At 73.7% G+C, this 19,543-nt stretch carries 23 protein-coding genes; 14 read left to right on the forward strand and 9 right to left on the reverse strand.

The genetic code is table 11. The features are described from left to right. Nucleotides 1–32 precede the first annotated feature (32 nt). A complete protein-coding gene (locus ACT7CP_RS14075; RefSeq protein WP_445442681.1) occupies nt 33–734 on the reverse strand; it encodes a GAF and ANTAR domain-containing protein in 702 nt (233 codons plus the stop codon). 214 nt (nt 735–948) lie between these two features. On the opposite strand from ACT7CP_RS14075, the gene ACT7CP_RS14080 reads away from it, so the two are divergent. Beyond that, a complete protein-coding gene (locus ACT7CP_RS14080) occupies nt 949–1,665 on the forward strand; it encodes an NADPH-dependent F420 reductase (protein ID WP_445442682.1) in 717 nt (238 codons plus the stop codon). Nucleotides 1,666–1,675: 10 nt separating this feature from the next. On the opposite strand, the gene ACT7CP_RS14085 is transcribed toward ACT7CP_RS14080, so the two are convergent. Continuing rightward, a complete protein-coding gene (locus ACT7CP_RS14085) occupies nt 1,676–2,221 on the reverse strand; it encodes a hypothetical protein (RefSeq protein ID WP_445442683.1) in 546 nt (181 codons plus the stop codon). Between the two features lie 64 nt (nt 2,222–2,285). On the opposite strand from ACT7CP_RS14085, the gene ACT7CP_RS14090 reads away from it, so the two are divergent. Together ACT7CP_RS14090 and ACT7CP_RS14095 are read left to right on the forward strand one after the other, a co-directional pair. Continuing rightward, nucleotides 2,286–2,903 (forward strand): TetR/AcrR family transcriptional regulator, encoded by a 618-nt coding sequence (locus ACT7CP_RS14090; protein WP_445442684.1) that lies wholly within the window; start codon nt 2,286–2,288, stop codon nt 2,901–2,903. A gap of 71 nt (nt 2,904–2,974) precedes the next feature. Continuing rightward, on the forward strand, nt 2,975–3,775 hold the full coding sequence (locus ACT7CP_RS14095; RefSeq protein ID WP_445442685.1) for a sulfite exporter TauE/SafE family protein: 801 nt from the start codon (nt 2,975–2,977) through the stop codon (nt 3,773–3,775). A gap of 19 nt (nt 3,776–3,794) precedes the next feature. On the opposite strand, the gene ACT7CP_RS14100 is transcribed toward ACT7CP_RS14095, so the two are convergent. Then, nucleotides 3,795–4,025 (reverse strand): hypothetical protein, encoded by a 231-nt coding sequence (locus tag ACT7CP_RS14100; RefSeq protein ID WP_445442686.1) that lies wholly within the window; start codon nt 4,023–4,025, stop codon nt 3,795–3,797. 188 nt (nt 4,026–4,213) lie between these two features. Between ACT7CP_RS14100 and ACT7CP_RS14105 the strand changes: the two genes are divergently transcribed. The 7 genes from ACT7CP_RS14105 to ACT7CP_RS14135 are packed head-to-tail and all read left to right on the forward strand — an operon-like array spanning nt 4,214 to nt 12,273. Continuing rightward, nucleotides 4,214–4,357 (forward strand): hypothetical protein, encoded by a 144-nt coding sequence (locus ACT7CP_RS14105; RefSeq protein WP_413961632.1) that lies wholly within the window; start codon nt 4,214–4,216, stop codon nt 4,355–4,357. Continuing rightward, the gene (gene kdpF, locus ACT7CP_RS14110) at nt 4,354–4,458 is read left to right on the forward strand and encodes a K(+)-transporting ATPase subunit F (protein WP_307505958.1); all 105 of its coding nucleotides are present in this window, start codon (nt 4,354–4,356) and stop codon (nt 4,456–4,458) included. Before ACT7CP_RS14105 ends, kdpF begins: the two co-directional genes overlap by 4 nt. After that, entirely contained in the window at nt 4,458–6,134 is a 1,677-nt protein-coding gene (kdpA, locus tag ACT7CP_RS14115) for a potassium-transporting ATPase subunit KdpA (RefSeq protein WP_445442687.1), read from the forward strand. Before kdpF ends, kdpA begins: the two co-directional genes overlap by 1 nt. After that, a complete protein-coding gene (kdpB, locus tag ACT7CP_RS14120; RefSeq protein WP_445442688.1) occupies nt 6,131–8,335 on the forward strand; it encodes a potassium-transporting ATPase subunit KdpB in 2,205 nt (734 codons plus the stop codon). The genes kdpA and kdpB overlap by 4 nt, the downstream gene beginning before the upstream one ends. A gap of 37 nt (nt 8,336–8,372) precedes the next feature. After that, nucleotides 8,373–8,981 (forward strand): potassium-transporting ATPase subunit KdpC, encoded by a 609-nt coding sequence (kdpC, locus tag ACT7CP_RS14125; RefSeq protein WP_445442689.1) that lies wholly within the window; start codon nt 8,373–8,375, stop codon nt 8,979–8,981. Between the two features lie 32 nt (nt 8,982–9,013). Next, on the forward strand, nt 9,014–11,572 hold the full coding sequence (locus ACT7CP_RS14130; RefSeq protein WP_445442690.1) for a DUF4118 domain-containing protein: 2,559 nt from the start codon (nt 9,014–9,016) through the stop codon (nt 11,570–11,572). Continuing rightward, the gene (locus ACT7CP_RS14135; RefSeq protein WP_445442691.1) at nt 11,569–12,273 is read left to right on the forward strand and encodes a response regulator; all 705 of its coding nucleotides are present in this window, start codon (nt 11,569–11,571) and stop codon (nt 12,271–12,273) included. The genes ACT7CP_RS14130 and ACT7CP_RS14135 overlap by 4 nt, the downstream gene beginning before the upstream one ends. A 22-nt stretch (nt 12,274–12,295) precedes the next feature. Here the strand turns inward: ACT7CP_RS14135 and ACT7CP_RS14140 are convergent, their stop codons facing one another. After that, nucleotides 12,296–13,228: a ketopantoate reductase family protein gene (locus ACT7CP_RS14140; protein ID WP_445442692.1), complete on the reverse strand. Its 933-nt coding sequence runs from the start codon at nt 13,226–13,228 to the stop codon at nt 12,296–12,298. 81 nt (nt 13,229–13,309) lie between these two features. On the opposite strand from ACT7CP_RS14140, the gene ACT7CP_RS14145 reads away from it, so the two are divergent. Beyond that, nucleotides 13,310–13,858 carry a TetR/AcrR family transcriptional regulator gene (locus ACT7CP_RS14145; RefSeq protein ID WP_445442693.1) on the forward strand — a complete coding sequence of 183 codons (549 nt, stop codon included), beginning with the start codon at nt 13,310–13,312 and terminating at the stop codon, nt 13,856–13,858. 16 nt (nt 13,859–13,874) lie between these two features. Here the strand turns inward: ACT7CP_RS14145 and ACT7CP_RS14150 are convergent, their stop codons facing one another. Continuing rightward, complete coding sequence (locus tag ACT7CP_RS14150; protein ID WP_445442694.1) at nt 13,875–14,342, reverse strand: hypothetical protein; 468 nt, start codon at nt 14,340–14,342, stop codon at nt 13,875–13,877. A 69-nt stretch (nt 14,343–14,411) separates the two neighbouring features. Between ACT7CP_RS14150 and ACT7CP_RS14155 the strand changes: the two genes are divergently transcribed. The 3 genes from ACT7CP_RS14155 to radA all read left to right on the forward strand — a co-directional run bounded on the left by ACT7CP_RS14155 (nt 14,412) and on the right by radA (nt 17,566). Beyond that, complete coding sequence (locus ACT7CP_RS14155; protein ID WP_445442695.1) at nt 14,412–15,185, forward strand: SGNH/GDSL hydrolase family protein; 774 nt, start codon at nt 14,412–14,414, stop codon at nt 15,183–15,185. A gap of 113 nt (nt 15,186–15,298) precedes the next feature. Further along, entirely contained in the window at nt 15,299–16,135 is an 837-nt protein-coding gene (locus ACT7CP_RS14160) for a hypothetical protein (RefSeq protein ID WP_445442696.1), read from the forward strand. Nucleotides 16,136–16,204: 69 nt separating this feature from the next. Further along, the gene (gene radA / locus ACT7CP_RS14165) at nt 16,205–17,566 is read left to right on the forward strand and encodes a DNA repair protein RadA (protein WP_445442697.1); all 1,362 of its coding nucleotides are present in this window, start codon (nt 16,205–16,207) and stop codon (nt 17,564–17,566) included. A gap of 26 nt (nt 17,567–17,592) precedes the next feature. Here the strand turns inward: radA and ACT7CP_RS14170 are convergent, their stop codons facing one another. From ACT7CP_RS14170 to ACT7CP_RS14185, 4 genes are all read right to left on the reverse strand, one after another. Further along, nucleotides 17,593–17,907, reverse strand: a complete 315-nt coding sequence (locus ACT7CP_RS14170; protein ID WP_413961642.1) for an ArsR/SmtB family transcription factor — start codon at nt 17,905–17,907, stop codon at nt 17,593–17,595. 79 nt (nt 17,908–17,986) lie between these two features. After that, nucleotides 17,987–18,145 carry a zinc transporter permease gene (locus ACT7CP_RS14175; protein WP_307505928.1) on the reverse strand — a complete coding sequence of 53 codons (159 nt, stop codon included), beginning with the start codon at nt 18,143–18,145 and terminating at the stop codon, nt 17,987–17,989. A gap of 109 nt (nt 18,146–18,254) precedes the next feature. Next, nucleotides 18,255–18,914, reverse strand: a complete 660-nt coding sequence (locus ACT7CP_RS14180) for a hypothetical protein (RefSeq protein WP_445442698.1) — start codon at nt 18,912–18,914, stop codon at nt 18,255–18,257. A 52-nt stretch (nt 18,915–18,966) separates the two neighbouring features. Then, nucleotides 18,967–19,509, reverse strand: coding sequence for an amino-acid N-acetyltransferase (locus ACT7CP_RS14185; RefSeq protein ID WP_445442699.1), 543 nt, complete (start codon nt 19,507–19,509; stop codon nt 18,967–18,969). Nucleotides 19,510–19,543: the final 34 nt, after the last annotated feature.

Here is a 19,543-nt window from a genome sequence, read left to right on the forward strand (position 1 = left end):
GATCGGTCGGGCGGTTCGGCGGGTGGTCCGCGTCAGCGGTCCGGGGTGAAGTCGAGGGTGCGCCCCACCACGTCCTCGGCCACGTCCCGCAGCGGGCGGCCCGTGGCGAAGGCGTGGCCGCGGAGCACGAGGAGCGCATCGGCCGGGGGGATGCCCATCTGCGCGACGACCATCCCGGTGGCCTGGTGCACCTCGCGGCGCGAGAACCGTCCCTCCCATGCTCCATCCTGCCCCTGCGGCCCCTCCGCGGCGAGCAGGGCACGACGGAGGATCTGGCGGGCGACGATGCGGGACAGGGCCGTCGCGTCCGTCACCTCCTGGTCGGAGATGTCGCGGGCGGTGCGGGAGTAGAGGTCGACGGCGCCCAGGCTGAGCCCGGCGACGACGAGCGGGAACGCGAAGACGGCGCCGGCGCCGCCCTCGTGCATGGCCTGGCGCGCGAGCGGCCACGACGTGTCGCCGGGATCCCGCATGTCGCGCTCGAGCACGGGCCGGCGCGTGGTCAACGCCTCCCAGCACGGGCCCTCGCCCAGGTCGAGCTGGATCTCGTCGAGCCGGGCCGACCGGTCGTCCGACGCGCAGACGGTCTCGTTGCCGAGCGGATCCCCGAGCGTGGAGACGGCCGCGCCGCTCACGCCGAACGCGGCGACGAGGGGGCCGCACAGGTCGGATCCGACCGTCGTCGCGTGCTCGAGCGCCTCCGCGGCCTCGGCGACGAGAGCGCGGCTAGGCACGGTCCTCCGCACGAGGGGGGATGGCTCTGATCACGAATGCCTCCGAGGCCCGATGCCGAGAGAGGGACGCGGGCGCAAGGACCGGGTGCCGACCGCTCCGCCACCCTACCGGCGTCGGCCGTCGTGCCGAGGGGGGTTGCATCCGGACGACGGGTGCGGGTGGGGGCGCGACGCCGGTTCGCGCCGCCCGGGGGAGTCTGCGGAGAATGGAGGCATGACGCTCCCCGACGACCCCTCCGCCCGACGCGACGCCGACCGGTCGGAGGCGGCGCGGCCCGTCACCGTCGGGATCCTCGGCGCCGGGAAGGTCGGCACCGTGCTCGCGCGCCGCGCCATCGCGGCCGGGCACCCCGTGCTGATCTCGGGCTCGGGGGATCCGTCGCGCATCGCCCTCATCGTCGACGTGCTCGCGCCCGGCGCCGTCGCCACCACCTCGGCCGACGCGGCGGCCCGCGCCGACGTCGTGATCCTCGCCCTCCCCCTCGGCAAGCTGGCCTCCGTGCCGGTCGCCGAGCTCCGCGGCAAGCTCGTCGTCGACGCCATGAACTACTGGTGGGAGGTGGACGGCCACCGCGACGACCTCGCGCGCCCCGCCTCCTCCACGAGCGAGCTCGTGCAGGACTCCCTCCCCGAGTCCACCGTCGTCAAGGCGTTCAACCACATGGGGTACCACGACCTCGACGAGGGGCCCCGGCCCACCGGCGCGCCGGGCCGCAAGGGCATCGCGGTCGCGGGCGACGACGACGCAGCCCGGGCGACCGTCGCGGCGCTCGTGGACGCGTTCGGCTTCGACCCCGTCGACATCGGCCCGCTGAGCGCCGGCCGCGTGCTCGAGCCCGGCCGCTCGCTCTTCGGCGTGAACGTGGACGCGGAGGAGATCCGTCGCCTGGTCGCGCTCGAGTCGGCGGACGCGGGCACCGACGCGGGCTGATCCGCTCCCGTCAGGCGGCCGAGCGCGCGGCCGGCGCCCGCCGGGGCCAGACCGTGTACGAGATCGCCCAGAGCAGGTCGAGTCCCGAGATGAGCGCCAGCAGCGCGAACGTCTCCGTGAGGGGCGCGGTGCGGTCCGCGTCGCCGACCACCAGGATCAGCAGGCCGATGACGGCCGCCGCGATGGCGGAGGCGAGCAGCGTGCGGGCGACACCGCCCCAGCAGAGGCGCGTGTACGCGGCGCCGTAGGGCCTCACCGGGGCGGGCCCGCCGGCGAACCGGTGGGCGAAGCGCACGTCGGCCCAGTGGATCAGGCGGTGCCCGTAGGCGACCGAGAACCCGACGTAGAGGGCCGCGAGCGAGTGCTCCCACGACGCCTCCGCGCCCGAGCGCAGGTGCACGGCCGTCGCGGCGAGGAGCACGAGGTCGAGCAGCGGCGCGCACACGAGCAGCGCGGCGCCGAGGCGCGGGCGGCGGAGCAGGTAGCGCACCGCGAGGCCGGCGACGATGGCGACCCAGAAGCCGATCTCGCAGGCGATGATGACGGTCAGGATCACAGCGGCCCTCTTTCTCGTACGAGTGTGCGGGATCACTCTCGCACAGTCGTGCGAAAATGGCGAGGTGCCGAGGAGCCTGGATCACGACGCCCGCGAGACCGCCGTCGGCGAGGCCGCGTGGCGGGTGCTCGCGCGGGACGGGATCACGGCGCTCTCGGTGCGGAACGTCGCCGCCGAGGCCGGGCTCGCCGCGAGCTCGCTCCGCTACACGTTCCCCACGCAGGCGTCGCTGCGGGTGTTCGCGCTGGAGCTCGTGGCGCGGCGGGCCGAGGCACGGATCCGGTCGCTGCCGCCGGGCGAGACCGTGCGCGCGTCGGTCGAGGAGCGGCTCCGCCACCTGCTGCCGCTCGACGCCGAGCGGCGCCTCGAGATGGAGGTCTTCCTCGTGATCGGCACCGTCGCCCTCACCGACCCGGCGCTCCGGCCGGTCTACGACCGCGCATCCGACGACCTGCGGAGCGGGTGCGCCGAGCTCCTCGCGGCGCTGGCGACGGATCCGGCCTACGCGGGCATCGACGTCGCCGCCGAGACGCCGCGGCTGCACGCGATCGTCGACGGCCTGGCGCTGCACCTCGTCTATCAGGGGTCCGGGGATCCCACCGGCTGGGCGACCGACGCCCTGGCCCGGCACCTCGACTCCCTCGCCGCACCCGCCGGCCGCCCGTCCCGCGCCTCGCGCTGACGCGGGGCACCGCCTCCCGCGTGGAAGGCTGGTCGGGCGCGCGCCGACCGGCGGCCGGTGACGGAGGACAGATGGACATCGGCGGCTCGCTCGGCGAGATCACCCTCGCGGTCGCGCTGCTCATGATCCTGGCGGCGCTCGCGGCCGGCTGGATCGACGCGGTCGTGGGCGGCGGCGGCCTGCTGCAGCTGCCGGCGCTGCTGCTCGTGCCGGGGATCACGCCGGTGGAGGCTCTCGCGACCAACAAGCTCGCGTCGCTCTTCGGCACCACGACGAGCGCGGTCACCTGGTACCGGCGGACGCATCCGGACCTCCGCACCGCCCTGCCCATGGCCGCGGTCGCGCTGGCCGGCAGCTACGGCGGGGCGAGCCTCGCGGCGCTGCTGCCCGCGTCCGTGTTCAAGCCGCTCGTGGTGGTCGCGCTGATCATCGTGGCCGTCGTGACCATCGCCCGCCCGCGGCTCGGCGACGTCGCCGCGCTCCGCCACACGGGCCGGAAGCACCACGGCATCGCGGCGCTGCTCGGCGTCGTGATCGGGTTCTACGACGGGCTCATCGGCCCCGGCACGGGCACGTTCCTGATCATCGCGCTCATCACCGCGCTCGGCTACGACTTCGTGCTCGCGAGCGCCAAGGCGAAGATCGTGAACGTAGCGACGAACCTCGGCGCGCTCGCCTTCTTCATCCCGCAGGGCCACGTGCTCTGGGCGCTCGCGCTCGGCATGGGCGTCGCGAACATGCTCGGCGGCTACGCGGGATCCCGCATGGCCGTGGCCCGCGGCAGCCGCTTCATCCGCATCGCGTTCATCGTGGTGGTGGCGGTGCTCATCGTGAAGGTGGGGTCGGACGTGGTGGCGGAGTGGGCCGCCTGATCCGAGCACCGCGGTGTGCTCAGCCCGGCAGGCCCCCACGGGCGTGCACGCGGTAGCTGGCGTAGTAGGCGATCGCGAGCACCGCGAAGGCGACCGCGGCGAGCGCCTCGCAGAGCCGGCCCGCGACCGGGATGTCGACGAGCGCGACCGCGATCACGGCCGCGAACAGGGCGAGCACGCCCCACACCACGGCGAGCCGGGCGCAGCGCTTCGCGGGGCCGGGCTGGAGCCAGGGGGATCGGTTCGCCATGCCCTCCACGCTAGGGCCGAGAGCCTCACCGCCGGCCGCCGTGCGCGCCCCAGAAGGAGGCACGCGGCACCTCGTCGCGACGGCGGCGATCCCGCCGCGTAGGAGTGTCGTGAGGTTCCCCGCCGGGCCGTGAGGGAACCGTATGGATGCGTGAGGACGCCCGCACGCGAGGTGTCTAGTGGTGCCTCGTGCCCCGCCGGGCACCCGCGCCCCAGCCGGGCGCGGCACCCCCTCAACGGAGGATCCCCGTGCTCGACCTCGTGTACATCGCAGGCGCCATCGTCCTGTTCGCCCTCGTCGGCCTCGTCGGCCGGGGGGTGGAGAAGCTGTGATCAGCTCGTTCGCCGACGCCGCCGGCCTCGCCGCCGCCGTGCTCGGCATCGCGTCCGTCGTGTACCTCGTGTACGCCCTGATCCGCCCCGAGCGGTTCTGATGGAGACGCTCGCCGGCATCCTCCAGGTCGCCACCGTCGTCCTGGTCCTCGTCCTCGTCCACCGCCCGCTGGGCGACCTCATGGCGCGCATGTACGAGTCGCGCCACGACACCCGCGTGGAGCGCGGGATCTACCGCGTCATCGGCGTGGATCCCCGCTCCGAGCAGACCTGGCCCGCCTACCTCCGCGCGGTGCTCGCGTTCTCGCTCGTCGGCGTCCTCGTCGTCTACGCGATACAGCGCCTCCAGGCGTTCCTCCCCTACGCGCTCGGCCTCCCCGCCGTGCCCGAGGGCCTCTCCTTCAACACCGCCGTCTCGTTCGTCACCAACACCAACTGGCAGTCGTACTCGCCCGAGGCGACCATGGGCTACACGGTCCAGCTCGCCGGGCTCGCGGTGCAGAACTTCGTCTCGGCGGCGGTCGGCATCGCGGTGGCCATCGCGCTCGTCCGCGGCTTCGCCCGCACGCGCAGCGGCACCATCGGCAACCTCTGGGTCGACCTGATCCGCGGATCGCTCCGCCTCCTCCTCCCCCTGTCGCTCGTCACCGCGGTGGTCCTCATCGCGGGCGGCGTGATCCAGAACTTCCTGGGCTTCCAGGAGGTGCAGACCCTCGCGGGCGGCACGCAGACCATCCCGGGCGGGCCGGTGGCCTCGCAGGAGGCGATCAAGATGCTCGGTACGAACGGCGGCGGGTTCTTCAACGCGAACTCCGCGCACCCGTTCGAGGACCCGACCGCCTGGACGAGCGCGTTCCAGGTGCTCCTGATGCTCGTGATCCCGTTCTCGCTCCCCCGCACCTTCGGCAAGATGGTCGGCGACACCCGCCAGGGCACCGCGATCGCGGCCGTCATGGCGACGATCTTCCTGGCGTCCTTCACCGCCCTCACGCTCTTCGAGCTGCAGGGTGCGGGCACGGCCCCGATGGCCGCGGGCGGCGCCATGGAGGGCAAGGAGCAGCGCTTCGGCATCGTGCTCTCGACGCTGTTCGGATCCACCTCGACGCTCACCTCGACGGGTGCCGTCAACTCGATGCACGACTCGTACACGGCGCTCGGCGGCATGATGCCGATGCTCAACATGATGCTCGGCGAGGTCGCCCCCGGCGGCGTCGGATCCGGCCTCTACGGGATGCTCGTGCTCGCCGTCATCGCGGTGTTCGTCGCGGGGCTGCTCGTCGGCCGGACGCCCGAGTACCTCGGCAAGAAGATCGGGCCGCGCGAGATCAAGCTGGCGAGCCTCTACATCCTCGTCACGCCGGTCCTCGTGCTCGTCGGCACGGCGCTGAGCTTCGCGATCCCCGCGATCCGGGCGGACGTCGAGGGCACCAGCATCTGGAACCCCGGCCTCCACGGCCTCTCGGAGGTCGTCTACGCGTTCACCTCCGCGAGCAACAACAACGGATCCGCATTCGCCGGCCTCACCGCGAACACGCCCTGGTTCAACACGGCGCTCGGCGTCGCGATGCTGCTCGGCAGGTTCCTGCCGATCGTGCTCGTGCTGGCGCTCGCCGGATCCCTCGCGGCGCAGGACCGCATCCCCTCCACAGCGGGGACCCTGCCCACCCATCGGCCGCAGTTCGTCGGCCTCCTCATCGGGGTGACGGTCATCGTGACCGCTCTCACCTACTTCCCCGTTCTCGCGCTGGGTCCCCTGGCGGAAGGGCTGCAGTCATGACCATCACCACCGCCCCCGAGGCCGGCTCCGCGCCGGCGGACGGCCCGACCGGTCCGTCCCGCACGACCGGCACCACCGGCACGGCGGAGCCGAAGGCGTCCCGCGCCCGCGCCATCGACGCGCGGCAGCTCGCCGAGGCGCTCCCCGGCGCGTTCCGGAAGCTGGACCCGCGCCTGATGTGGCGGAACCCGGTGATGCTGATCGTCGAGGTCGGCGCCGCGTTCACCACCGTGCTCGCGATCGCCGAGCCCTTCACGGGCGGCCCCGGATCCTCCGGCGGCAGCGCCGTGCCCGCGACCTTCACGGCCGGGATCGCCCTGTGGCTCTGGCTCACGGTCGTCTTCGCGAACCTCGCGGAGTCGGTGGCCGAGGGCCGCGGCAAGGCGCAGGCCGACAGCCTGCGGAAGACCCGCACGAGCACCATGGCGCACGTGGTCGCGTCCTACGACGCGTCCGCCGACCCGGGCGCCGAGCGAGCCGCGCTCCGCGAGGTGTCGAGCGCCGACCTCACCCTCGGCGACATGGTCGTCGTGGTCGCGGGCGAGTCGATCCCCGGTGACGGCGACGTCGTGTGGGGCATCGCCTCCATCGACGAGTCGGCCATCACGGGCGAGTCCGCGCCGGTGGTCCGCGAGTCCGGCGGCGACCGCAGCGCCGTCACGGGCGGCACGCGGGTGCTGAGCGACCGGATCGTCGTGCGCATCACCTCGAAGCCCGGTGAGACCTTCGTCGACCGCATGATCGGCCTCGTCGAGGGCGCGTCGCGCCAGCGCACGCCGAACGAGATCGCGCTCAACATCCTGCTGGCGAGCCTCACGATCGTGTTCGTGGTCGTGGCGCTCACGCTCAACCCCATCGCCTCCTACTCGGCGGCGACCGTGAGCGTGCCGGTGCTCATCGCGCTGCTCGTCTGCCTGATCCCCACCACCATCGGCGCGCTGCTGTCCGCCATCGGCATCGCCGGCATGGACCGGCTCGTGCAGCGGAACGTGCTCGCGATGTCGGGCCGCGCGGTCGAGGCCGCGGGCGACGTGACGACGCTGCTCCTCGACAAGACCGGCACCATCACGTACGGCAACCGCCGGGCCAGCGCGCTGATCCGCGTCGACGGCGTGGGCGACGACGAGCTCGCCCGGGCGGCGGCCATGTCGTCGCTGGCCGACCCGACGCCGGAGGGATCCAGCGTCGTCGACCTCGCGATCGCGCAGGGGCTCGACACGTCGACGCTGCCCCGCGGCGTGGACGTGCCGTTCACCGCCCAGACCCGCATGTCGGGCGTGGACCTGCCCGACGGCACGGTCGTCCGCAAGGGCGCATCGTCCGCCGTCATCGCGTGGCTCGAGGAGGGCGGCCGTCCGCTGCCGTCGTCGCTGCACGCCGAGCTGATGGAGACCGTCGAGTCCGTCTCGAACGGCGGCGGCACCCCGCTCGTCGTCGCGACCAAGGACGCCGCCGGCGTCGGCCGCGTGCTCGGCGTCGTGCACCTCAAGGACGTCGTGAAGGACGGCCTCAAGGAGCGGTTCGCGGAGCTGCGGGCGATGGGGATCCGCACGGTGATGATCACGGGCGACAACCCGCTCACCGCCCGCGCCATCGCCGCCGAGGCCGGGGTGGACGACCACCTCGCCGAGGCGACGCCCGAGGACAAGCTCGCGCTCATCCGCAAGGAGCAGGAGGGCGGCCGCCTGGTCGCCATGACCGGCGACGGCACCAACGACGCGCCGGCGCTCGCGCAGGCCGACGTGGGCGTCGCGATGAACACGGGCACGTCGGCCGCGAAGGAGGCCGGCAACATGGTCGACCTCGACTCGGATCCGACGAAGCTCATCGACATCGTCCGCATCGGCAAGCAGCTGCTCATCACCCGCGGCGCGCTCACCACGTTCTCCATCGCCAACGACATCGCCAAGTACTTCGCGATCATCCCGGCCATGTTCACGGGCGTCTTCCCGCAGCTCGCGGTGCTCAACGTGATGCAGCTGCACTCGCCGGCCTCCGCGATCCTCTCGGCGATCGTCTTCAACGCCCTGATCATCGTGGTGCTCATCCCGCTCGCCCTCCGCGGGGTGAAGTACCGGCCGCTCAGCGCCTCCAAGGTGCTCAGCCGGAACCTGCTCGTCTACGGGGTCGGCGGCGTGGTCGCGCCGTTCGTCGGCATCAAGCTCGTCGACCTCGTCGTCAGCCTGATCCCCGGCTTCTGATCCCGCACCCCGCACGCCCCACCAGACAAGGAACCCCATGCCCTCCCCCCGCCAGTCCCTCCGCACCGCCGGCACGGCCGTCCGCGCGATGGCCGTCCTCACCGTGATCCTCGGCGTCGGCTACACGGCCGTCGTCACGGGCGTCGGCCAGCTCGCGATGCCGGCCCGCGCGGACGGCTCGCCCGTCTCCGCCGACGGCCGGGTCGTCGGATCCTCGCTCATCGGCCAGTTTTTCACGGACGCCGACGGCGCCGCCCTCCCGGAGTGGTTCCAGTCCCGGCCCTCCGCCGCGGGCGACGGCTACGACGCGTCCGCCTCCAGCGGCAGCAACCTCGGCCCCGAGAACGAGGACCTCGTCGCCTCCATCGAGGAGCGGAGGGCCGCGATCGCCGCGTCCGACGGCGTGGATCCGAGCGCCATCCCGGCCGACGCGCTCACCGCGTCGGCCTCCGGGCTCGATCCGCACATCAGCGCGGAATACGCTCGACTCCAGGTGGCCCGCGTGGCCTCGGCCCGGGGCATCCCCGAGCAGGAGGTCGCCGGACTCGTCGAGCAGCACGTCCAGGCGCGCGACCTCGGCTACCTCGGGGAGCCGACCGTCAACGTGCTCGAGCTCAACATCGCGCTCGCCGGCCTCGGCGGCTGACGCCCGCATCACGCGGGCGAGGGGGACAGGACATGAAGCGCGGTCGACTGCGGGTGCTGCTGGGAGCGGCGCCGGGCGTGGGCAAGACCTACGCGATGCTCGAGGAGGGCAGGCGGCTGCGCGACGAGGGCGCCGACGTGGTGGTCGCGGTCGTGGAGACCCACGGCCGCGCCGCCACCGCGGCGATGCTCGAGGGCCTGGAGATCCTGCCGCGGCGCGAGGTGTCGCACCGCGGGGTGGAGATCACGGACCTCGACGTGGACGCCGTCATCGCCCGCCGGCCGGCCATCGCGCTGGTGGACGAGCTCGCCCACACGAACGCGCCGGGCGGCCGCTCCGAGAAGCGCTGGCAGGACGTCGACCTCATCCGCGACGCCGGCATCGACGTGATCTCGACCGTCAACATCCAGCACATCGCGTCCCTCAACGACGTGGTCGAGAAGATCACGGGCGTGCCGCAGCGCGAGACGATCCCCGACCGCGTGCTCCGCGAGGCGCACCAGATCGAGGTGATCGACCTCGCGCCCGAGGCTCTGCGCGACCGGCTCGCCGGCGGGCGCGTGTACCCGGCCGAGCGGATCGACGCGGCCCTCTCCCACTACTTCCGCCTCGGCAACCTCACGGCCCTCCGCGAGCTCGCGCTCCTCTGGCTCGCCGACGAGGTCGACACCGCGCTCGCCGCCTACCGCGACGAGAAGGGGATCGACGCCCGCTGGGAGGCCCGCGAGCGCGTGGTCGTGGCGCTCACCGGCGGATCCGAGGGCGAGACCCTGCTCCGGCGCGGCGCCCGGATCGCGGCCCGCTCCGCCGGCGGCGAGTTGATGGCCGTGCACGTCTCCAGCCAGGACGGCCTCCGCTCCGGCAGCCCGGAGGCGCTCGCCCGCCAGCGCGCGCTCGTCGACTCGCTCGGCGGCAGCTACCACCAGGTCGTCGGCGACGACATCCCGCGCGCGCTCGTCGACTTCGCGCGCGCCTCCAACGCCACGCAGCTCGTGCTCGGCGTGAGCCGCCGGAGCCGCCTCGCCGCCGCGACCACCGGGCCCGGCATCGGCGCGACCGTGATCCGCGAGTCCGGCGACATCGACGTGCACATCGTCACGCACGCGGCCGCCGGCGGGCGCTTCCAGCTGCCCCGCATCCGCGGCGGCGCGCTCACCGTCAAGCGACGGATCCTCGGCGCCGTGCTCGCGCTCGTCGGCGGCCCGCTGCTCACCTGGCTGCTCTCGGCCACGCGCTCCGAGGACTCCATCACGAGCGACGTGCTCTCGTACCAGCTGCTGGTGGTGCTCGTGGCGCTCGTCGGCGGCATCTGGCCGGCCCTGTTCGCGGCCGTGCTCTCCGGGTTCACGCTCGACTACTTCTTCATCGACCCGCTCTACACGATCACCGTCGACGAGCCGCTGCACATGCTCGCGCTCGTGCTCTACGTGGTCATCGCGCTGCTCGTCAGCTGGATCGTCGACCAGGCCGCCCGCCGCACGCGCCTCGCCCGCCGCACGGCCGCCGAGGCCGAGCTCCTGGCGACCGTGTCGGGATCCGTCCTGCGCGGCGAGGGGGCCGTGCACGCGCTCGTCAGCCGCACGCGCGAGGCGTTCGGGCTGCAGGGCGTGAAGCTCGCCGACCGCGAGGCGACGATCGCGTGGGACGGCGTCGTCACCGGCACCCGCTCCACCGACGTGCCCGTGGGATCCCGCGCCGTCCTCACCCTCTACGGCGACGACCTCGAGGCGTCCGGCCGCCGCCTGCTGCGGGTCATCGCGGCCCAGCTCGACGCCGCGCTCGAGCACCGCGACCTCTCCGACACCGCCCGCGAGGTCGGCCCGCTCGCCCAGACCGACCGCGTGCGCACCGCCCTCCTCTCGGCCGTCAGCCACGACCTCCGCCGGCCGCTCAGCGCCGCGACCGCCGCCGTCACGGCCCTCCGCTCCCCCGGCATGCGCTGGGCCGACGGCGACCGCGACGAGCTCCTCGCCACCGCGGAGGAGAGCCTCGGCACGCTCGCCGACCTCGTCACCGACCTCCTCGACGTGAGCCGCGTGCAGGCGGGCGTCCTCGGCGTGCGGCTGATGGACGTCGACCTCGACGACGTCGTGCTCGCCGCCCTCGACGAGCTCGACCTCGGACCCGCCGACGCCGTGCTCGACCTCGCGCCGGACCTCCCCGGCGCGGTCGCGGATCCGGGCCTCCTGCAGCGCGTGGTCGTCAACCTGCTGAGCAACGCCGTGCGGCACGCGCCCGCGGGGGTGCCGGTGCGGCTCAGCACGAGCGCGTTCGCGGAGTCGGTGGAGATGCGCGTCGTCGACCACGGCCCGGGCGTGGCGCCCGAGCGCCGCGACGACATGTTCGTGCCGTTCCAGCGCCTCGGCGACACCGACAACGCGTCCGGCCTCGGCCTCGGCCTCGCGCTCTCGAAGGGCTTCACCGAGGGGATGGGCGGCACGCTCACCGCGGAGGACACCCCGGGCGGCGGGCTCACGATGGTGGTCGCGCTGCCGGCCTGCCGGGCAGGATCCGCGCCCGCCGCGCCGCCGGCCGCCGCTGCCGCCGCCGCCACTGCCGCCGCCGCACCCGCCTCGGAGGTGACCGCGTGAGGATCCTCATCGCCGACGACGACCAGCAGATCCTGCGCGCCCTCCGCATCACCCTCACGAGCCTCGGCTACGACATCATCACGGCCGACGACGGCGCCGCCGCCATCCGCCTGGCCGTCGCCGAGAAGCCCGACCTCTACATGATCGACCTCGGCATGCCGCGGCTCGACGGCGTCGAGGTGATCCAGGCGCTCCGGCTCTGGTCGACCGCGCCGATCCTCGTGGTCTCGGGCCGCTCGGGCGCCGCCGACAAGGTGGAGGCGCTGGATGCGGGCGCCGACGACTACGTCACGAAGCCGTTCTCCATCGACGAGCTGCTCGCCCGGATCCGCGCCCTCGGCCGCCGCGCCGCCGCCGACGAGGACCGCTCGGCCACCGTGTCGTTCGCCGACGTGACCGTCGACCTCGCGGCGCGCGTCGTCACCCGCGCCGACCAGCGCGTGCGCCTCACCCCCACCGAGTGGCAGGTGCTCGAGCTACTCGTGCGCGCCCCCGACCGGCTCGTCTCCCGCCAGACGCTCCTCACCGAGATCTGGGGCCCGACCCACGTGAACGACAGCGGCTACCTCCGCCTCTACGTGGCGCAGCTGCGCAAGAAGCTCGAGCCGGATCCGTCCCACCCGCGGCACCTGCTCACGGATCCGGGCATGGGCTACCGCTTCGTGCCCGCGGGGGCGGGGCGGGCGCCGGAGGAGGCGTAGCCACCGCCAGCCGACGGACGGGTCAGCGTGCCGCTCGCGCGAGCCGCGGCGTCGGGATGCCGAGCTGCCGGGCCGTGCTCAGCGCATCGGCGAGGACAGCGCGGTGCTCGGCGGCGTCCGGATCGGTGTGCGCGGCGAGGCTGACCCGCGCGATCGGCACGAGGACGGTCGCGGCCGCCAGCATCGCGGCGGTCAGCCCGGGCAGTCGCCACGGGAGGGCGGGACCGACGTGCCTGCGGAGGTCCATGCCGCGGGCTTCGAGCACGGGGATCAGCTCGCGGCTCGCCAGGAAGGCCTCCCGGAGCGCTCGCGGGTCCCCGACCATGCGCGCGAGACCTCCCGCGGCCAGCGCCTGGGAGAACATGCCGGCGTCCATGGCGAAGTGAAGCAGCAGCCATCCCCGCATGTCCTCCTCCTCCCGGGTGCCCAGCCCCGCTCGCCGGAACGCCGCGCGCACCAGCTGCCCGCGACGACCGGTCGCTCGCTCGGATGCGTCGAGGACGATCGATCGGAAGAGGGCGCCGTGGAGGACCCCGTCCGGCCCGAAGCCGCCGCCGGCCTGGGGGAATCCGAACACCACCTGCTCGGCGGGAAGCGGCGCGATCGCCGTGAGCGGCTCGTCCCAGACGTTGCCGAAGACCAGCACGGTCGCGTCGCCGATGCGGGGCGCGAGGAACGCGGCGGCCTCCTCGAGGCGGTGGTGTCCGACGCTGAGCACGACGAGGTCGAACCCGTCCGCAGGTCCGAGGGACTCCCGCAGCCGCGTCGCGAGGGACGTGCGGACGCGGCGGCCCAGGGGCGAGCGGCGCGCGTCCACGACGTCGGTCCGCACCTCGTCGCCGTACTCGGCGGCACGGCCCGGGCGCACGAGGAACTCGACCTGGTGCCCGCCCTCCTGGAGCACCTGGCCGTAGATGGTCGCGATGACCCCGCGTCCGAACATGAGGATCCTCATGGCACTCCTCCCGCTAAAGTTGAGACGATCTCCACACCGTCAGTATGTGGAGGTCATCTCCGTATGTCAACGGGAGGGCGCATGGCCGAGGACAAGCCGCTGCGGGCCGACGCACGCCGCAACCGCGACGCGATCATCGCCGCGGCGCGGTCGGTGTTCGAGCACGACGAGCAGCTGAGGTTCGACGACTTCGCCGCGCGCGCGGGAGTGGGCGTCGGGACCCTGTACCGCCACTTCCCCACCCGGGAGGCGCTGGCGGCGGCCGTCTACCGCGGCGAGGTGGACGCGCTCTGCGAGCGAGGCCGCGCCTCGTCGCTCCCGCCCGCGGAGGCCCTGGACGCGTTCGTGCGTGCATTCGTGGACTACGTCCTCGAGCACGCCCCGCTCGCGCGCACGCTGGCGGGCATCGTGGACGCCGCGGCCCGAGCCGAGGGCGGGAGCGAGCTCGAACGCACCCTCACCGACCTGATGGCACGAGGGGTCGCCGACGGCACGATCCGCGATGACGTGAGCGCGGGGGCCGTGATGATGGCGCTCCACGGGATCGGAGCCGCGGCCGAAAGCCCCCGCCGGACATCCGAGGCACGGCAGGTCGCATCGCTCCTCGCACGCGGCCTCCGCGTCGCCTGATCCGCCGCCGGGAGGCTCACGTGCGCACTCGCAGCGCGAGGTACACGACGATCGACGCGATCCCGAGCGGCACCGCAGGACCCGGCAACAGGAGGATGAGGACCGGCCAGGGCAGTCCCGAGAGCCACAGCCCGTAGGGCCCGCTCAGCATCGCGGCGTTGAGGAGGTTGATCCCGGCGCCCGCGACGAGCAGGACCGGGACGGCCCACCGCGACCGCACCACCCCATGGGACCGGAGGCACAGCGCGGCGCACAGAAATCCTGCGAAGGCGATGAGCCCTATGAAGGCCGTGATCACGAACCCCGCAGCCCCTAGTTCACTCGTCCCCGGGGAAAGACTCTCGGCGAAGAACGACACGGCCTGGAAGAGGACGAACGAACCCCCGCAGAAGCAGACGACGGCCGACGAGATGCCCAGCGCTCTCCGCGTCCCGTCAGCGGCGGACAGCTCGCCTCCCGCCGTTCTTGTCGGATGAACGCTCATGCCTCCAGTGTGACGCCCGTCATCGGCCCGGCCAGTCGGCACCCGGGGACACGCGCGTATGCTCCCGAGGTGCCCACGAGAACCACCCGCTCCGCCCGTCCCGCCGCCGTCATCGCCGCCGCCGCCGCGCTCGGCGGCCTCACCGCCGCCGCCCTCGTCGTGCCGCGCCGCTTCGAGGCCGGCCGCCGCGAGCGGGCGGTGATCCTCAACGAGACGCTCCCCGTCAACTCCGCCTGGTGGCGCGACCACGCGAAGACCGAGGGCGACCTCCTCTACGTCGCGCTCGGCGACTCCACCGCGCAGGGCATCGGCGCGAGCCGCCCGGGCAACGGCTACGTCGGGATCCTCGCCGACCGGATCCGCGCCCTCAGCGGCCGCACGGTCCGCACCGTCAACCTCAGCGTCTCGGGCGCCCGCGTCGCCGACCTCATCGACTACCAGCTCCCCCGCCTGGCGAAGCTGCAGCCCGACGTCGTGACCCTCGCGATCGGCGCCAACGACATCGCCGCGTTCGAGCCGGTCGCCTTCGAGCGCGACCTCGGCCGGATCCTCGACGCCGTGCCGCCGACCACCGTCGTCGCCGACCTGCCGTGCTTCCACTTCCCCGCGAACGAGCGCAAGGTCCGGGTCGCGAACGAGATCGTCCGCCGCCTCGCCGCCGACCGCGGCCTGCGCATCGCTCCCCTCCACGCCACCACCCGCCGGCAGACCCCGATCCTCGCGCTCACCCAGGCCGCGGGCGACCTCTTCCACCCGAACGACCGCGGCTACCGCGTCTGGGCGAGCGCGTTCCTGCCGTTCCTCCCCGCGGTCGTGCGGGCGCTGGCGGTGTCGGGGCGCTGACCCGACGCGGCGCCCCGGGTACCGCGGACCTCCTGCGCACGGCACCCGCGGCCCATCCGCGCGGCACCGCCGCCCGACTCGGCACCGCGCGTCCGCTCCGTAGCGTCGGCCGCATGATCCACGCCGCCCGATCCTCCCGCCGACCGCGGACCGCACGCCTCCCCCGGCCGACCCGGGTCACGTTCCGACGTGCGACCGCCGCGGAGCTGCGGAAGCTCGCGACGCTCCGGTCCATCCGCTGGACGGTGGTCCTGGTCGCGCTCGCCGGAGCGGGCATCAGCGCGATGGCCTCCCTGGTGGCCAACCCGCTGCCCCGAGGCGCCTCGCCGGCGACGATCGACGCGGGCACGGCCGCGATCCTCACGACGCCCCTGCTGCTCAGCCAGATCGCCGTCGGCGTGCTGGGCGTGCTCGCCATGGGGTCCGAGTACTCGAGCCGCACGATCGCCTCCACCCTCGCCGCGGTGCCGAACCGACTGGAGGCGCTCGCCGCGAAGGCGCTCGCGACCGCCCTGGTCGCGTTCGGGCTCGGCGTGATGCCCGGCCTCGCCGCCTACGCGCTGACCACCGGCACGCGCGCCGACCTCGGCTACGACGGCAGCCTCGCGTCGTGGGGCGTGCTCGGGCCGCTGCTCGGATCCGGTGCGTACCTCGCCCTGGTCGCCCTCCTCGGCCTCGCACTCGGGACCCTGACGCGCAGCGGCGTGGCGGGGATCACCGCCATCATCGCGATCCAGCTCGTGCTGCCGAACCTCGTGGGCCTGCTGCCCGACATCGGCGACGTGGCCGTCCACGACCTGCTCCTCACCCAGGCGGGCCGGATCCTGACGGGCACGACCGGGAGCATCGCCCCGCCCCCGGTGACGCTCCTCGAGGTCGCGGTCGTCGCGGCGTGGCTCGTGATCCCGGCCACCGTCGCGGCCCTCCTGTTCCGCCGCCGCGACGCCTAGCGCGACGGCCGCCTGCCGGCCCGACCGGTGCGTCCAGCGGTGTCGGCGGCCGCCGGTAGAGTCCCCCGCATGGCCCGCATCCACTCCTCGTACCGCTGCTCGGAGTGCGGGTGGACGACCCCGAAGTGGGTCGGGCAGTGCGGCCAGTGCCAGCAGTGGAACACCGTCGCCGAGGTGTCGCAGACGCCCGCGGCCGCCGGTCGGGTCACCACGCTCACGCCCGCCGGGTCCAGCCAGGCCCGCTCGATCATGCACGTCGGCACCGCGTCCGCCAGCCACCGCCCGAGCGGCGTCGGCGAGCTCGACCGCGTGCTCGGCGGCGGCATCGTGCCGGGCGCGGCCATCCTCATGAGCGGCGAGCCCGGCGTCGGCAAGTCCACGCTGCTGCTCGAGGTCGCGGCGCGCGCCGCCGCGAAGGGCGCGAAGGTCCTCTACGTCACCGCCGAGGAGTCCGTGGCGCAGGTGCGCATGCGCGCCGAGCGCACGGGCGGGCTGCAGGAGTCGCTCATGATCGCGGCCGAGACCGACCTCGGCACGATCCTCGGTCACATCGAGCAGGTGGCGCCCGACCTCCTCATCGTCGACTCCGTGCAGACCGTCTCCAGCAGCACCTCGGACGGCCTGCCCGGCCACCCCGGCCAGGTGCGCGAGGTCGCCGTCACGCTCATCCGCGTCTGCAAGGAGCGCGACCTGCCGCTCCTGCTCGTCGGCCACGTCACGAAGGACGGCTCCATCGCCGGCCCCCGCCTCCTCGAGCACCTGGTCGACGTGGTCTGCCAGTTCGAGGGCGACCGGCAGACGTCGCTCCGCTTCATCCGCGCGCTCAAGAACCGCTTCGGCCCCACCGACGAGGTCGGCTGCTTCGAGATGGCGGGCGACGGCATCGTCGAGGTGCCGGATCCGAGCGGCATGTTCCTCTCGCGCGGCGTCCACTCGGTCTCGGGCACGTGCGTCACCGTCGCGATGGAGGGCCGCCGCGCCCTGCCCGTCGAGGTGCAGGCGCTCGTCGTCGACACGAAGGCGCCGCAGCCGCGCCGCGTGGTGAACGGGGTCGACGCGTCGCGCGTCGCCATGCTGCTCGCGGTGCTCGAGAAGCGCGCCAACGTGCGACTCTCGGACCGCGACGTCTATGTCTCCACGGTCGGCGGCGTGCGGCTCACGGAGCCGGCGGCGGATCTCGCGATCGCCATCGCGCTCGTCTCCGCCGTCAACGGCAAGGCCATGCCGCACGACCTCGCGGCGTTCGGCGAGATCAGCCTGGCGGGCGAGATCCGCGGCGTCACGTCGGCGCCGCAGCGCGCGGCGGAGGCCCGGCGGCTCGGCTTCACGCAGATCGTCGACGCCGAGTGGGGGCCGCTGTTCTCCGCGCTCGGCCGGGCGTTCTCCCTCGCGAAGAGCGAGCGGGAGAAGGAGCTCGACGAGGCGTTCTGATCCGGCGGGCGGGGAGGCGGGGGCGCTCAGCCCGCGTCGACGGATCCGGCCGCGTGCTCGCGCACGTGCGCGACCGCGTCGTCCACCACGTGGCTCACGTGCGTGTCCGCCACCTCGTAGTGGGCGATCCGCCCCGTGCGCTGCACGGTGACGAGGCCCGACGATCGCAGCACCCGCAGGTGCTGCGACACGAGCGGCTGCGACATCCCGGACTCGTCCACGAGCTCGGACACCGTCATCTGCCGCGACGCCAGGAGGCCCAGGAGCCCCAGCCGGGACGACGACGACAGGACCTTGAAGAGGTCGGCTGCCTGCTCGAAGCCGGCGGGAGGGTAGGTCATCTGCCCGATCCTACGACGACGGGGACCGGGCCTCGCGGCCGGTCCCCGTCTCGATCAGCGCGCGATGCCGCGCGACGGATCAGTGCTCGTCGTAGTGGTCGCCGTGCTCGGCGTGCTTGTGGCCGTCGTGGACGAAGTCCACGTGGTCCTCGTGCGTGACGGTCTCGTGACCGCAGTCGGCGCCGTGCTGGTGCTCGGCGACGGAGTGCTCGGCGTGCGTCTCGGTGGTGTCGGTCATGGTGCGTCCTTCCGTGGGTGGAGCACCAGGATGACAGACATATGCATGGATGGCAATGCGTGCATCCAATCGAGAACCGTCGTCAGGTGCGCACGACGGGCGACGCCGGTCAGTACAGCAGGAACGACTTCGGCTCGGCGCTCTTCACGCCGGCCACCTCGACCGAGAGCGTGTACGTCGCGCCGCCGGCGGGGACGGCCGGGCGCTGCTGCTCCTGGCACGTGGTGGTGGACGAGCGCTGGCGCGACCACTCGAACGGCGACGAGGTCTGCGGCGTGCGGGCCGCGAGCTCGACCTGGGCGTCCTCCGCGCCCGTCTGGCAGTCGGTGGACTTCCAGTAGACGTCGGATCCGCTCGAGATCGTGAACACCTGCGTGGTCGTCCCGAGGTTCGCGGTGCAGGGCTCCATGCCCGTGTTCGTCACGGTGAACGACAGCTTGGGCAGCACGCCCGCCTTGTAGGACGCGGCGTCCGTCACGGGCGTCACGGTCAGCTGGCCCGCGGCGCAGGATCCGTCGGCGTTCGTCGCGGTGCCGGTGCTCGCGCTCGGCGTGGGCGCGGGGGCCGCGTCGGCATCACCCGAGCCGCCGTCCGCGGCCTCCGCGCTCGGGGTCGCGCCCGGCGCCGCGGTGTCGGCCGTGCCGCGCCCGAGGTTCGAGACGATGATCACGACGACGGCGATCACGGCCACCACGACGAGCAGCGCGAGCAGACGGCGACGGCGGTACACGGCCGCGGACGGGCGGCCTCCGGGCGAGGTCGAGGACATGACGACAGGCTACGGTCGCCCGCGCGCCGGGCCGGGTCGGCGCGCCCGCCGGTCAGAGCGCCTTGAGCATCCGGGTGTTGCCGAGGGTGTTCGGCTTCACGCGGGAGAGGTCGAGGAACTCGGCGATGCCCTCGTCGTGCGAGCGGAGCATCTCGTAGTAGATCTCCTGCGCGATGATCGACTCCGCGACCTCGTGGTACCCGTGCCGCGTGAAGAAGCCGACCTCGAAGGTCAGGCAGAACAGGCGGCTGAGGCCGAGCTCGCGGGCGTCGTCCTCGAGGCGCTCGAGCAGCGCGTGGCCGACCCCGGTGCCGCGCGTGTGCGGGGCGGCGGCGAGGGTGCGGATCTCGCCGAGGTCCTCCCACATGACGTGCAGGGCGCCGCAGCCGACGACCTCGCCGGACGCGTCGACCGCGACCCGGAACTCCTGCACGTTCTCGTACAGGACGACGAGGTCCTTGCCGAGGAGGATCCCGTCCATCACGAGCGGCTCGACGAGCTGCTGGATCCGCGGCACGTCGCCGGTGCGCGCGCGTCGCACGCGGATGCCGCCGGTGGGCTCCGCGGACTCGACGACGACTGGCTCTGCGCTCACGATGACGACCCTCTCGACCCGCGGCTCGGGCGCC

The sequence above is a fragment of the Clavibacter rahimiani genome, from assembly GCF_052654495.1.